The 12,650-nt window shown below is 64.3% G+C and carries 13 protein-coding genes and 1 rRNA gene; 8 read left to right on the forward strand and 6 right to left on the reverse strand.

Going from position 1 to position 12,650, the window contains the following annotated elements; translation table 11 throughout:
• Both rrf and AB0366_RS23260 read left to right on the forward strand, forming a co-directional pair.
• Positions 1 to 93 (forward strand): 5S ribosomal RNA (gene rrf / locus AB0366_RS23255); the annotation flags it as partial.
• Between the two features lie 261 nt (positions 94 to 354).
• Complete coding sequence (locus AB0366_RS23260) at positions 355 to 975, forward strand: DUF6188 family protein (protein ID WP_366246039.1); 621 nt, start codon at positions 355 to 357, stop codon at positions 973 to 975.
• On the opposite strand, the gene AB0366_RS23265 is transcribed toward AB0366_RS23260, so the two are convergent.
• Both AB0366_RS23265 and AB0366_RS23270 read right to left on the reverse strand, forming a co-directional pair.
• A complete protein-coding gene (locus tag AB0366_RS23265; RefSeq protein ID WP_366246040.1) occupies positions 954 to 1,703 on the reverse strand; it encodes a DUF2071 domain-containing protein in 750 nt (249 codons plus the stop codon). The two genes, AB0366_RS23260 and AB0366_RS23265, sit on opposite strands and share 22 nt — an antisense overlap.
• A 23-nt stretch (positions 1,704 to 1,726) precedes the next feature.
• On the reverse strand, positions 1,727 to 2,395 hold the full coding sequence (locus AB0366_RS23270) for an SIMPL domain-containing protein (RefSeq protein WP_366246041.1): 669 nt from the start codon (positions 2,393 to 2,395) through the stop codon (positions 1,727 to 1,729).
• 88 nt (positions 2,396 to 2,483) lie between these two features.
• Here AB0366_RS23270 and AB0366_RS23275 point away from each other — a divergent pair, with 88 nt between their 5' ends.
• Positions 2,484 to 3,476, forward strand: a complete 993-nt coding sequence (locus AB0366_RS23275; protein WP_366246177.1) for a 2-oxoglutarate and iron-dependent oxygenase domain-containing protein — start codon at positions 2,484 to 2,486, stop codon at positions 3,474 to 3,476.
• Here AB0366_RS23275 and AB0366_RS23280 read toward each other — a convergent pair.
• A complete protein-coding gene (locus tag AB0366_RS23280; protein ID WP_366246043.1) occupies positions 3,470 to 3,898 on the reverse strand; it encodes a hypothetical protein in 429 nt (142 codons plus the stop codon). The two genes, AB0366_RS23275 and AB0366_RS23280, sit on opposite strands and share 7 nt — an antisense overlap.
• Before the next feature lie 34 nt (positions 3,899 to 3,932).
• On the opposite strand from AB0366_RS23280, the gene AB0366_RS23285 reads away from it, so the two are divergent.
• Positions 3,933 to 5,000: a DNA polymerase IV gene (locus AB0366_RS23285; RefSeq protein WP_366246044.1), complete on the forward strand. Its 1,068-nt coding sequence runs from the start codon at positions 3,933 to 3,935 to the stop codon at positions 4,998 to 5,000.
• On the opposite strand, the gene AB0366_RS23290 is transcribed toward AB0366_RS23285, so the two are convergent.
• The 3 genes from AB0366_RS23290 to AB0366_RS23300 form a co-directional block, all read right to left on the reverse strand.
• Positions 5,001 to 5,705, reverse strand: coding sequence for a tellurium resistance protein (locus tag AB0366_RS23290; protein ID WP_366246045.1), 705 nt, complete (start codon positions 5,703 to 5,705; stop codon positions 5,001 to 5,003). It abuts the gene before it with no gap.
• Between the two features lie 125 nt (positions 5,706 to 5,830).
• Positions 5,831 to 7,582 (reverse strand): pyruvate dehydrogenase, encoded by a 1,752-nt coding sequence (locus AB0366_RS23295; protein WP_366246047.1) that lies wholly within the window; start codon positions 7,580 to 7,582, stop codon positions 5,831 to 5,833.
• Positions 7,583 to 7,759: 177 nt separating this feature from the next.
• Positions 7,760 to 8,812: a LacI family DNA-binding transcriptional regulator gene (locus AB0366_RS23300; RefSeq protein ID WP_366246049.1), complete on the reverse strand. Its 1,053-nt coding sequence runs from the start codon at positions 8,810 to 8,812 to the stop codon at positions 7,760 to 7,762.
• 112 nt (positions 8,813 to 8,924) lie between these two features.
• On the opposite strand from AB0366_RS23300, the gene AB0366_RS23305 reads away from it, so the two are divergent.
• From AB0366_RS23305 to AB0366_RS23320, 4 genes are all read left to right on the forward strand, one after another.
• The gene (locus AB0366_RS23305; RefSeq protein WP_121873162.1) at positions 8,925 to 9,959 is read left to right on the forward strand and encodes a formamidase; all 1,035 of its coding nucleotides are present in this window, start codon (positions 8,925 to 8,927) and stop codon (positions 9,957 to 9,959) included.
• Between the two features lie 159 nt (positions 9,960 to 10,118).
• Positions 10,119 to 10,751, forward strand: coding sequence for a flavin reductase family protein (locus AB0366_RS23310; RefSeq protein ID WP_366246050.1), 633 nt, complete (start codon positions 10,119 to 10,121; stop codon positions 10,749 to 10,751).
• Positions 10,748 to 11,641 (forward strand): carbon-nitrogen hydrolase family protein, encoded by an 894-nt coding sequence (locus AB0366_RS23315; RefSeq protein ID WP_366246052.1) that lies wholly within the window; start codon positions 10,748 to 10,750, stop codon positions 11,639 to 11,641. The genes AB0366_RS23310 and AB0366_RS23315 overlap by 4 nt, the downstream gene beginning before the upstream one ends.
• Complete coding sequence (locus AB0366_RS23320; protein ID WP_366246054.1) at positions 11,619 to 12,650, forward strand: hypothetical protein; 1,032 nt, start codon at positions 11,619 to 11,621, stop codon at positions 12,648 to 12,650. The genes AB0366_RS23315 and AB0366_RS23320 overlap by 23 nt, the downstream gene beginning before the upstream one ends.

The following is a 12,650-nucleotide window of genomic DNA, read 5'->3' on the forward strand; positions in this document are numbered from 1 at the left end:
ACGCCCGGTCCCATTCCGAACCCGGAAGCTAAGCCCTCCAGCGCCGATGGTACTGCACTCGACAGGGTGTGGGAGAGTAGGACACCGCCGAACACAACATTCCAGAATGGCCCCCGACCACCAGGTCAGGGGCCATTCTGCATTTCGAAACCACCACACCCACAACCGAACCCCTGGCGCAGACGAACGCGCACGCAATCGCCATCCGCGCGCACAATCGCACCCCGACCACTCACCAATCCCCGCGCTCCTGACGAACGCGCGCGCACTTGCCATCCGGCGAGGCTGCCGCGCATCATGCCTCCGGCCAGTCTTCGTGGGCTCCCACGAGATTCTGTGGCACAGTCGACGGCGATGAAACTCGCCGTCGATCAGCTCCGCGTCAGCAGAATTTTGCTCGATTTCGATCTGAGCATCGAATTCGACAACGGTGCCAGCATTGCCTTCAGCGAGGTGACGGTGGATGGCCTCATCGTCGACGAGGACAACCAGTTCGAGGGTCTACGCGCATTCGCGACACTGCACGGTCTTGTATGCGACGACGCAGACTACGACGAATTCGGTGTTCTCCGTCTGACGTTCGGGGGCCGGCAGAGAGTGGTGGCCAGTCCGCGAGACGAAGTCGAATCCTGGGAGTACACCGCCGCGGACGGTTCGACTGTTTTGTGTGGACCGGAAGGGGCCGTCGAATCGTGGCCCGCACCCGAGCACCCGAAGGCGGTAGCCCCGACCGTCGAGAGGCTTCCGTCCATCGGAGCCACCGTGGTCCGGCTCTCCACTGGCGACAACCCTGCCGTCGAATTCTCGGACAACACGAAGCTGTTGTTCGACCTCGCCCTCGACGCCGGGTACCTCGTGTTGCGGGAAAGTGTGACGTCGAGTTCCATATCCGACAGCGCTGCTGCAACACCGGGAGATTGGGTTGTCGAACTGTCCTCGGGCCACGTGATCTTCTACCGACCGCGCACTGTGTAGGGCCTACCGAACTGGGTCTCCACACCGGGGGAGTACAGCACCGAGTCCGGGGGCCGGGTACTGATGTCGGGTAGGCCTGCCGCGGCCACTAACTCGTCGGAGCAGTGGGTGAGTTCTGCGTCGACCAGCGGCCAGTGTCGGTGCACGTTCGGGACGTACAGCAGGCGTCCGGCCAGTGAGGTGTGCAATCCCCAACGCGCGGTGAGGAACACAGCGAGCGGATCCTCGGACATGTCGCGTGACCCTCTGACGACGCCGAAGTCCGTGGTTGCGCCGCGGTGCGGTGGTGCGAGTCGTCGGCTGCGGTAGCCGATCGTTCGACTGTCGTCGTCGATGTCGATCGATGACCAGCGGTACGGAATGCGAGCGGCATTGGTGCCCAGCACGACTGCGAGTCTGGTTGCTTCCAGGGAGCGGAACACGACGCCGCGTCGACCCTCCGCGTCGACCGAGTACAGGCGCACATTGATCTCGCCGAACGTGCCGAAGTACGGAACAGGGTGACGGTAGCCGAGGCCGGCTCCGACCATGTGGAAGCCGATCAGCCCGACCCACGACGAGCCGTCGAACTCGTCGGGTACGCACCCGCTGGGCAACAGTGGGGCGACAGCCGAACTCGGAACCCGCCAATGCAGAAAGACCAGCCGTTCCCATCGCTGATCCATCACGATCGGACGAGGCAGCAGCGGTGGCCGCGGCCAGAGGCGTCGGGCATCGTCTCGATTCATGATTCGAGCGTAGGCGCGAGGCGTCAGGAGGCGGTGAATCGGGCGTGCACACTCGCGGAGATCGTGATGTTCTCCGGCTTGAGTGCAAACCCTGCCGGCGCTGATGTCGCTGCGAACATTCGCGCCGAGGATTCGACGCCACTGTGCTCGGCGACCCCTGGCAGCAGACCGGGATCGGCCACCGCGACAGCGTGCACGCCCGATCGTCCAAGGCTCGACGCGTAGGCCTCGGCCTTGGAGACCGCGTCGCGCACTGCGAGTTCCCGGACCGCGAGGGTGCGAGCAATCCTGCTGGATTCGGTGAGGTCCCAGTCGAAATTGTCGATCGACACTCCCTCGAGTGCGGAGGCTGCGTAGACGAACGCATCCACCAGATCGAGTTGGCTGAACTGCACCTCCACTGACGCCTCGGCTTGATAGACGTACGGCAGTTGTTCTCCGTCGTGATTGAACGGGCGTTGCCGCGAGTGGCGCACCTGGTCCACCGACCACCGATCGATGGGTCCCCCGGCGCTGTTGTAGAGCGGCTCGACCAGTCTCGTGAGCTCTCGGACGAGTTGCTGAGCCGGCTCGGATGCAGACTCTGCAGTGCGACCGTCGGTGCGAACAGTCAGCGCGAGCGTGCACTGTTCGGGCGGGTAAGTGGCTGCGCCGTGACCGACGACGGTGATGTCGAGTGCTTCGGGGCTCATGGCATTCAGTGTTGCATCCGGGTCCGGCGGTTTCACAGAACCTTGACAGTGCTGGCCGACGCGTCGAGGGAGGAGGACAATGCCAAACATGCTTCCCGTTCTCGATCTCGGTCTGGCCGACCACGACCCCCGCGCGTTCCAGCTGTCCCTGCGCGAAGCAGCTCACCGGTCCGGCTTCTTCTATCTCGTCGGACACGGGATCGAGACCGAACGAATGCACGAGGTGCTGCGTCTCGCGCGTGAGTTCTTCGCCGTGCCGGACCACGTCAAGGACGAAATCAGTCAGCTGAAGAGCCCGCACTTCCGCGGCTACTCGCGGGTGGGCGGCGAGCTCACGAACGGTCGGGTGGATTGGCGGGAGCAGGTCGACATCGGTTCCGAACGCCCGGCGATCGACGGAGCGGTGGGGTACTGGAACCTTCAGGGCCCCAATCTGTGGCCCTCGCAGCCAGCAGGATTCAGGGAGACGTTCGAGCAGTGGGAACGCACGGTGTCGGGTCTCGGACTTCGCCTCCTGCGTCATTGGGCGCAATCCCTCGGAGCGCCCCCGGATGTGTTCGACGATGCATTCGCTACCGCGCCCGCGACGCTGATGAAGGTCGTGCGCTACCCGGGCACTCCCGATCACTCGCAGGGCGTCGGTGCACACAAGGACTCCGGGGTGTTGACGCTGCTGCTCGTCGAACCGGACTCGGCCGGGCTGCAGGTGGAGACGACTGCCGATACGTGGATCGACGTACCGCCGCTGGACGGGGCCTTCATCGTCAACATCGGTGAACTGTTGGAAGTTGCGACCGGCGGCTATCTACGGGCGACGCGGCATCGGGTGGTCTCGCCAGGGCCCGATAACGACCGGATATCGGTGCCACACTTTCTGAGTCCGGCCCTCGATGCGCTCGTCCCGGTGATCGAACTTCCGGCCGAGTTGGCCCGGCAGTCCCGGGGAGTCGAGAACGATCCCTCCAATCCCATCTACAGCACCTACGGCGAGAACGCGTGGAAGTCCCGTACGCGAGCACACCCCGACGTGGCGCAGTTGCACCACGGCATCGCTGCGGCCGGTCGGCAGTCCGCCTACTGATTCCGACTGCGGCCCCGACGTGATGCGCGGAAATGCGCCCATGCCCCCGTGCACCACAGCGCCCAGACGATCAGCAGTGGCTGGAACAGCAAGCGGATTCCTCGGGCCGTATCGGTGTCCAGGCCGAACGCGTCGGTGTGTGTGACGAACTGCGAAATATTGCCGGGGAAGACCGCGACGAAGAACGCCGCGACCACCCAACCGACGAGTGGTGCGCGAGCGGTCCAGAACAGCAGTGCCAAGCCGAGCGCGATCTCGACGATGCCCGACGCCAGTACGACGAAGTCGGTACTGATCGGGACCCAGGTCGGCACCTGGGCGGCGAAGGTGCTCCTCGCCCAGAAGAGATGACTGAGGCCGGCGAAGACGAGGAACGCTCCCAGTACTACTCGTCCGATGGTGCGAGATATCGATTTCGTCATGGCGTCATGAGACACCACGGGCACACTGAGCACTATGACCGGGAGTACTCCGACCGACCCAGCGCGGCGCCGATGGGTACTGCATGTCGACCTCGATCAATTCATCGCCGCCGTGGAAGTGCTCCGCAATCCGGATCTGGCGGGCAAAGCGGTAGTGGTCGGCGGTAGGGGAGACCCGACCGAGCGCGGGGTGGTGTCGACGGCCTCGTACGAGGCGCGTGCGAAGGGCGTCGGATCCGGAATGCCACTGCGCGTCGCCGCAAAGAAGATTCCCGACGCCATCTTCCTCCCCGTGGACAAGCCGGCGTACGACGAGGCGTCGGTGCTCGTGATGGACACTCTGCGGACGTTGGGATTCGTCGTCGAGGTGATCGGTTGGGACGAGGCATTTCTCGGTGTGGAGACCGATGACCCCGAGGGCGTGGCGAAGACAGTGCACGACGCGGTCTTCGACGCGACGGGGCTGCATTGCTCGGTCGGCATCGGGGACAACAAGTTACGAGCCAAGATCGCCACCGACTTCGACAAGCCGCAGGGTATCTACCGGCTGACGCAGGACAACTGGTTCGAGGTGATGGGCGATCGCAGTACCGATGCGCTGTGGGGGATCGGCAAGAAGATCTCGAAGAGGCTGACCGCCCTCGGCATCTCGACAGTCCGAGAACTGGCCGATGCCGAGGACGCGGACCTCGCCGCCGCGTTCGGACCGAAGATCGGTCCGTGGCTCGGTACGAAAGGGCGAGGCGTCGATCTCGCACCGGTGACGTCCGAGCCGTGGGTCGCACGGTCGCACAGCCGCGAGGTCACGTTCCAGAGCAACGTCGCCGATTGGGCGATCATCCGAGACGAAGTCGCGGCTTTGACGTCGACGGTGTTGGCCGACATCGAAGCCGAGAACCGGCCCGCCGTCCGGGCTGCACTGAAGATCCGTTACGCGCCGTTCGAGACGCATACGGTCAGCGCACCGATCGTCGGCGCGCCCACCTTCGACCCGGAAATCCTGACCTCGGCTGCAGTGGCCCTCGTCGACCGCCTCGACCAGACGAGAGAGGTTCGACTGATCGGCGTCCGGCTGGAAATGACTCCGCCGCAACCTCTCTGACTACTTGCGGCCCGCCGCCCAGCGCAGTCCCCAACCGTACTTCTTGTCGAGGTCGGCCTGGCTGCCCTGGATGTACTCGACCTCGCGGGTGACGGTGATCCCCGCAGAGGTGCTCTCCAACAACGCGATCGAGCAGATTCGCGCGGAGTTCTCGGCCGAGTCGAGGCGTACCTCGACCTGTGGTCCGCTGGTGGGGTACAGCGTCACCACCCCGTCCACGGCGGCCCAGTTCGGTGCGCCGTCGTAGATCATCGCGAAGATCAGGATGCGGGCGAACTTCTCGGGATTGGCGAGGTTGATGTGCATGTTCTCGCCGCCGCTGACCGAACCGGAGCGGTCGTCGCCGTCGAGCGCGATGAACGGGGCGTCCTGCAGCGAGCCGAAGCTGTTGCCGAGTGCCTGGACGACGCCCTTGGAACCGTCACGCAGTTCGTAGAGGCAGCCGAGGTCGAGGTCTACACCGCCGGAGCCGTACGACGCCGCAGCCAACTTGGCCAGGAAGCCCTTCTTCTTCGGCTGCGCCGCGGGTGCGCCGGTCGACCAGTTCAGGTTGACCCGCATCGAACCCTGCTTCTCGCCGGACTTGGTGAGGCTGATCGTCGGTGACGCCTTCGACAACGTGACTTTGCTCAGACTGACGGGAGCTCCGGGTTGCTGCGCTGGGTTCTGCCCCGTCGAGGGCTTGCGGGTGTAGTCGATGGCCATAGTGGAGCCTTCCGGAACAGTCGGTGACCGGATCGGGTGTCCGGTTTGGGCGGTCCGTCGAGAATAACCGCACGTCCGACGGTCCCGGTGCTCGCACCGACCTCGAGCTTCATCGCGACAGCGATCTACGGCCGAGGCACGTTGCGCAGATTCGACTTGGCCATCCGAACCGCCTCGCCGACACCGCCGTTGAGCACTACCTTGCTCATCGCGAGTGCGAATCCCTTGATCTGCTCCCCGGTTATGGTCGGTGGGACGGACAGCGCGAGCGGATCGGTGATCAGCTGAACCAGAGCCGGTCCGTCGACGGCGAACGCGGTCTCGAGTGCGTCGCGGATGTCCTCGGGCTGGTCGACGCGTTGTGCGTGGATACCCGCAGCCGCGGCGATGCCGGTGTAGTCGACCTGGGGCACGTCGACTCCGAAGTCGGGCAGACCGTCGACGAGCATCTCGGCCTTGACCATGCCCAGTGTCGAGTTGTCGAACAGCACGATCTTGACAGGCAGCTTGTACATCGCGACTGTGAGGAGTTCGGAAAGCAGCATCGAGAATCCGCCGTCGCCGGAGATCGAGACGACCTGGCGGCCCGGATTGGCGAACTGCGCTCCGATGGCGTGCGGCAGGGCATTGGCCATCGAACCGTGCAGCATCGACGCGACGAACGCTCTTCTGCCGGTGGGGTTGATGTAGCGCGCGGTCCACACGTTGCACATGCCGGTGTCGGTGGTGAATACGGCGTCGTCGGCGGCGAGGTCGTCGAGCACCGACGCGGCGTACTCGGGATGGATGGGGACCAGCTTCTCGGCGTTGCGGGTGTATGCGCCGATGGTCTTGCCCATCAGATCGTTGTGCTTGTCGACCCACTTCTCCACATAGCGGCGATCGGTCTTGCGAGTGACCAACGGCTGCAATGCATTCAGCGTCGCGAGGACATCACCGTGAATCGGGTACTGCACCGAGGTCCGTCGCCCCAGCTTCGTCGGATCGATGTCGATCTGTGCAGTCGTGACGTCCTCCGGCAGAAACTGCTGGTAAGGAAAATCGGTGCCGAGCAGGATGAGCAGATCCGCGTCGTGGATCCCGGCATGGGCCGCGCCGTATCCCAGCAACCCTGTCATCCCCACGTCGTACGGATTGTCGTACTGGATGAACTCCTTGCCGCGCAACGAATGTCCGACGGGAGCGCCGATGGTGTCGGCGAACGCAACCACCTCGTCGTGGGCACCCTTGACTCCGTAGCCGGCGAAGATGGCGACCTTCTCGGCGTTGTTGATGGCATCGGCCACCTTCTGGATGTCCGCCGCAGGCGGTGTCACGATCGGTGTGGACGGAATGGCGATCGGATCCATCGTGCCGGCGGCCGACAGCTCGGCGATGTCGCCGGGAAGCGTCAACACGGACACTCCGCCGCCGGTGACGGCTGCGTTGATCGCTGCTCGGAACACCCGGGGAGCCTGCTCGGCGGTGGAGACGAATTCGTTGTAGAGCGAGCATTCACCGAAGAGGCGGTCGGGGTGCGTCTCCTGGAAGTAGCCCGAGCCGATCTCGCTGCTGGGAATGTGCGACGCGATCGCCAGAACCGGTGCGCCGGAACGATGTGCGTCGTACAGGCCGTTGATCAGGTGCAGGTTTCCGGGTCCACACGAGCCCGCGCAGACGGCGAGTGCGCCGGTGGTCTGCGCGTCGGCCGACGCAGCGAAGGCCGCGGCTTCCTCGTGTCGTACGTGAATCCAGTCGATGCCGCCCTTGGCCGATCCGCCGGTGCGACGCACTGCGTCGACCACCGGATTGAGACTGTCGCCGACGATGCCGTAGATGCGTTGTACGCCGGCGTCGACGAGTCCTCGTACGAGTTGATCGGCCACTGTGGTTGGCATTGATTCTCCTCAAAATTCGGTGACGCACCGATGTGCCTCGGCCGCGTCTTCTCGACGCCTTCCCTGCACCGAGGGTCTGCCAAACATAGAAGTGCACGTCGATGAAGCCGTCAAGGTGAACGTGCTGGTGGAGGCGTCTACGATCTGCGTCACGTCGGGATGTTCCGATGACTGCGGTTACCGGCCGACCGGCGAGAAATGGGTGGGGGCAGTTCGCCCCGGAACGGTGGAGTCGCGGACGACCAGTGTCGGTGTGAGTGCCACCGAGGACACCGGTAGTCCGTGGGTGACGGCCAACAGCATTTCGGCTGCGCGTGTGCCGATTTCGCGGTGCGGACTGTGAATTGTCGTCAAAGGCACCGTCAGTTCGCTGCAGATCGAGATGTCGTTGTAGCCGACGACGGCGATGTCGCGTCCCGGCTGCAATTCCGCTTCGCGCAGCACGCCGAGGACTCCGATGGCGCTGAAATCGTTGGTCGCGAAGATCGCCGTCGGAGGTTTCGGCAATGCCAGAAGTGCTGTGGCCCCGCGTCGTCCGGCCTCGGGATCGAAACCCTCTTCCCGAACGTACTCGTCCGGAACGTCGATTCCTGCGTCGCGGAGGGCAGCCCGGCAGCCCTCCAATCGGTCGATTCCGGTGCTGGCCCACGCCGGACCCGACACGATCCCCACTCGGGTGTGGCCGAGTCTGGCCAAGTGCTCGCCGGCGAGGTAGCCGCCCCGATGGTCGTCGCACGTCACCGAGGTCATCCCGGGGTATCTACGGCTGATGAGCACGAACTTGATCCCTCGGCGGTCGAGGTCTTCGAGGTTCTCGCTGTCGAGGCGAGCATCACCGAAGATGAGGCCGTCTACGTTGCGGCCGAGCAACAGATCGATGCGTCGACGCTGCTGAATCGGATCGTCGTGGGTGTTGGCGACGAAGGTCTCGTACCCGGCACGGTTCGCGGTTTCCTCGATGGCGTCGTACATCGCCGAGAGCACCACGTCGGTCAATCGCGGTACGAGTACTCCGAACGCGGTGGATTTCTTGGTGGTCAAGCTCGCCGCGTTGGGGTTGGGGACGTAGTCCATCTCGCGGGCCAGCTCGAACAATCGCAGATCTCCGGCGCTGGCACCGGCAGGGTCGAGCGCAACGCGTCGCAGAGCTCGGGAGACGGTCGAAACATGTACTCCCGCAGCAGCTGCGACCGTCTTGAGCGTGACGCTTCCCGAAGTAGTGCTGTCCACTGGCGGTTCCCCTCGATCCTCCGTCGGCGCTGCCCCGACCCCTGATGACCCCTAAGCTAGCACCGTGCGCAATCGTTTGCGCAACAAGTTGCCCTCGAGGAACGGACATTCGATGACAGGTCTTGGTGGTCTCAATCCGTCGCCGACGTCTCTCACGCTCGGCCTGGTCCAGCAGCAGGTTCCGCTGATCACGAGCATGGACGATGTCGACGCGACGACCGATCGCGTGTGCCGGCAGTTGCGCGAGGCGAAGGCCGGGTTCGGGGCGCTCGACCTCGTGGTGTTCCCGGAGTACTCGCTGCACGGTCTACGCAAGTCGTCGTGGGCGTCCGACGAGGTGATGTGCGACATGGACGGTCCGCAGGTGGAGCGATTGCGCGACGCCTGCCGTGAGTCGACAGTGTGGGGGTGCTTCAGCATCATGGAACGCAACCCGGGCGGAGCGCCGTTCAACTCCGGAATCATCGTCGACGACCGAGGCGACATAGCCCTGTACGTCCGCAAACTGCATCCCTGGACGCCCAAGGAGCCATGGGAACCGGGCGACATCGGTCTACCGGTCTGCCCGGGGCCCAAGGGCTCGGTGCTGTCGCTGTTGATCTGCCACGACGGAATGTTTCCCGAGATGGCGCGGGAGGCGAGCTACCGCGGTGCCAACGTGTTGCTGCGCACGGCCGGGTACAAGTTTCCGCTGCGGCAGTCCTGGCGTATCACCAACGAGGCCAACGCTTTTCACAATCTGGCGTACACGGCGTCGGTGTGTCTGGCGGGGGAGGACGGCAACGGCATCCCGTCCATGGGCGAGGCGATGGTGTGCGACTACGAAGGAACGATCATCGAGCGCGGCGATTCCACACCCGATCGGGTGGTGACCGTGTCGATCGAGCCCGCCAGGGCCGATGCGGCACGTCGCGAGTGGGGAGTGGAGAACAACATCTATCAACTGGGTCATCGTGGGTACACCGCGCTCGACGGAGGGGCGCGCGATTGCCCGTACACCTACGTCCGCGATCTCGCCGACGGAACCTACCGAGTTCCGTGGGAGGACGAGGTTCACATCGTCGACGGAACATCGGAGGGATATGGACCCCCGCGCCGACACGGCAGTCCGATCGATACGGCCAGGGCCGGGATGCGCGGCGAGTAAGGCGCAGGTTACGCAGCCGGCGTCCGTGTAACGGTGCCATTAATTGGTTTCGGATTTGTCGCCCAAAGCTCGACATCGACTGAGAAACCCCTCTATCGTCAGAGCAACGCAATCGGTTGCACGACCGGTTGCACAGCAAGCGAAAGAAGGCTCGTTTCGATGACTTCCCAGGTAGGCGACTCTCTGGAGCTCACGGATCGCACCCGCCACGACATCGACTCGATGTCGTCGGGGGATGTGTACAAACTGCTGTCCTGTGCAGTGCAGCCTCGTCCGATCGCATGGATCTCGACCGTTTCCGGCGACGGCGTCCGCAACCTCGCACCGTTCAGCTTCTTCAACGTCGCCTCGCGCAATCCGGCGACGCTGATGATCTCCATCGGTGAACGCATCGGGTTCCCAGGAGAGCTGAAGGACACGCTGGTCAACATTCGCGAGACCGGCGAATTCGTCGTCAACATTCCGTCCGCCGACACCGTGGACGCGGTGACAGCGAGTTTCGCCACCGTCGACGCGGAGGTCGACGAATTCGAGCTCTCGCACATGACCGCGGTGCCGTCGGTGTCGGTCGCGGCCCCGTCGGTGCTCGAATCCCTGGTGTCTCTCGAATGCCGCACCATGCAGGAAATCGCACTCGGCACGGACACTCTGGTGTTGGGGACCGTGACGGCGGTGACCAGCAGGCCCGGCCTGCTCACCGCCGACCTGCACGTCGATACTCTCGAACACCGTTTCCTCGGCAGGCTGGCGGGCCCGTTCTACACCACCGACATGAATCGGGTGGCGCAGTGACGGCCTCGGCCCGTCTGCGCGGCGTCGACACCGAGTCGATTGTCGATACGTTCGATATCGCTGTGGTGCAGACCGGTTCGCGAATCGGGGCTTGGCAGCAGAACATCGACGCGGTGCGCGCGGAGGTGCAGTCTCTCGCCGCGGGCGGATCGAAGTTGATCGTTCTGCCCGAATTGTTCGCCAGCGGTTACGATCTCGACAGCATCGAAACGATGGCCGAGTCCGTACCCGGTCGAACGTCGACCGCGCTCGGAGCACTCGCCGCCGAAACCGACACGGTTCTGGTGACGGCCATCGCGTTTCGTGATGCCGACGGAGTCGTCTTCGACAGCTCGCTCGTCGTGGGTCCGGGCGGCCTGATCGCATTGGGACACAAACGCTTTCTGTGGGACCGAGAGAAATCGGTGTTCACTCCCGGCGCGGAGAGCGGACTGCTGGTGAGCACTCCGTTCGGCACCATCGGCGTCGTGATCTGCTACGAGGCAGGGTTCCCCGAGACGGTCCGAGACCTCGTCCAGCGAGGAGCCGATGTGATCGCCGTACCGTCGGCCTTCGGACACGTCCGTTTGCACGTGTGGAAGCTGCTCACTCGCTCCCGAGCACTCGAGAACGGCGTCGTCGTCGCGGCCGCCGGACTCACCGGACAGGCCGGCGACGGCCCACGGTTCGCAGGCCACAGCGTGATCGTCGGACCGCAGGGGCGCACCATCGTCGAGATGGACGAGAGCGTCGGATCGGTCTCGGCGACAGTGACTCGCCGTGAGTTGCTCGACGCACGCGACGAAGTTCCCTATCTGAAAGACCTTGCCCGCCTGGGCGGAATCACCGACAACGATTCAACCGAGAACCCTCACGAGAGGAACCGAGATGTTCGATCTGCGATCAGCTGATCTCCTGCGCGCGTTCACCCGTCAGCTCGAGCTGTGCAAAGTTCAGCCAGGAGAGCAGGTGGTGATTCTCGCGGAGCCGTCGAGCCGCGGGGATTACGTCTCGGCTGCATTCGGGGCGGCTCAGAGTTTGGGCGCACAGGTACTCTCGGCCACCGTTCCCGGCGGCAGTCCGGCACCGATGCCGAGCACCCACACCGGTGCGGGCCCCGGTCTGGTGTCGGTCATGAACAGTTCGGTCGCTCAGGACATGCTCAAGGGAGCCGATCTCGTGGTCGATCTGACCAGCGAGGGCTTCATCCACGCTCCCATCCAGCAGGAGATCCTGGCCGCCGGAACACGCATCATCTTCGTGTGCGACGCCCCGGACGTGCTCATCAGGAACATGCCGCAGGACGGCGACAAGGAACGGGTGCAGGCAGGCGTCGATCTGATCCGCAACGGTTCGACCATGCGCATCACCAACGAGGCCGGCACCGATCTCACCGTGCAACTGAGCAATTCGCAGCCCGAGTTCCAGGTGGGCTTCGCCGACGACAAGGGACGCTGGGATCACTGGCCGTCGACCATGGTGTTGTGTTGGCCGGAGATCTCCAACGGACAGATCGTGTTGTCCGAGGGCGACATACTGCTGCCGTTCAAGGAGTACGTCCGCGACAGGACGACACTGGCCGTCACCAACGGACATATCGACGAGGTCACCGGCGGTGCCGAGGCGGCTCTGCTCAACATGTTCTTCGCCGACTCCAACGACAAGTGGGCGCGCTACCTGTCCCACATGGGTTGGGGATTGATGAAGACCGGCGACTGGTTCGCTGCCGCGATGTACGGCAAGGACGACATCATGGGCATGGACGCCCGAGCCTTCGCCGGCAGCTTCCTGTGGTCCACCGGCCCGCACCCCGTACTCGGCCGAGACTCCTACGCACATCTCGACATCGGAATGCGCGCCTGCACCGTATCCATCGACGGCATCGACGTCGTCACCGAAGGCCGATTGGTGGAGAACTGA

Source organism: Rhodococcus sp. NPDC076796, from assembly GCF_040702765.1.
Lineage (GTDB): Bacteria > Actinomycetota > Actinomycetes > Mycobacteriales > Mycobacteriaceae > Rhodococcoides.

Bases quoted from the DNA above. Each gene is read 5' to 3' on its own strand.
- AB0366_RS23260 (WP_366246039.1), top strand. From the start codon at position 355: ATGAAACTCGCCGTCGATCAGCTCCGCGTCAGCAGAATTTTGCTCGAT.
- AB0366_RS23265 (WP_366246040.1), bottom strand. From the start codon at position 1,703: ATGAATCGAGACGATGCCCGACGCCTCTGGCCGCGGCCACCGCTGCTG.
- AB0366_RS23270 (WP_366246041.1), bottom strand. From the start codon at position 2,395: ATGAGCCCCGAAGCACTCGACATCACCGTCGTCGGTCACGGCGCAGCC.
- AB0366_RS23275 (WP_366246177.1), top strand. From the start codon at position 2,484: ATGCTTCCCGTTCTCGATCTCGGTCTGGCCGACCACGACCCCCGCGCG.
- AB0366_RS23280 (WP_366246043.1), bottom strand. From the start codon at position 3,898: ATGACGAAATCGATATCTCGCACCATCGGACGAGTAGTACTGGGAGCG.
- AB0366_RS23285 (WP_366246044.1), top strand. From the start codon at position 3,933: ATGACCGGGAGTACTCCGACCGACCCAGCGCGGCGCCGATGGGTACTG.
- AB0366_RS23290 (WP_366246045.1), bottom strand. From the start codon at position 5,705: ATGGCCATCGACTACACCCGCAAGCCCTCGACGGGGCAGAACCCAGCG.
- AB0366_RS23295 (WP_366246047.1), bottom strand. From the start codon at position 7,582: ATGCCAACCACAGTGGCCGATCAACTCGTACGAGGACTCGTCGACGCC.
- AB0366_RS23305 (WP_121873162.1), top strand. From the start codon at position 8,925: ATGACAGGTCTTGGTGGTCTCAATCCGTCGCCGACGTCTCTCACGCTC.
- AB0366_RS23310 (WP_366246050.1), top strand. From the start codon at position 10,119: ATGACTTCCCAGGTAGGCGACTCTCTGGAGCTCACGGATCGCACCCGC.
- AB0366_RS23320 (WP_366246054.1), top strand. From the start codon at position 11,619: ATGTTCGATCTGCGATCAGCTGATCTCCTGCGCGCGTTCACCCGTCAG.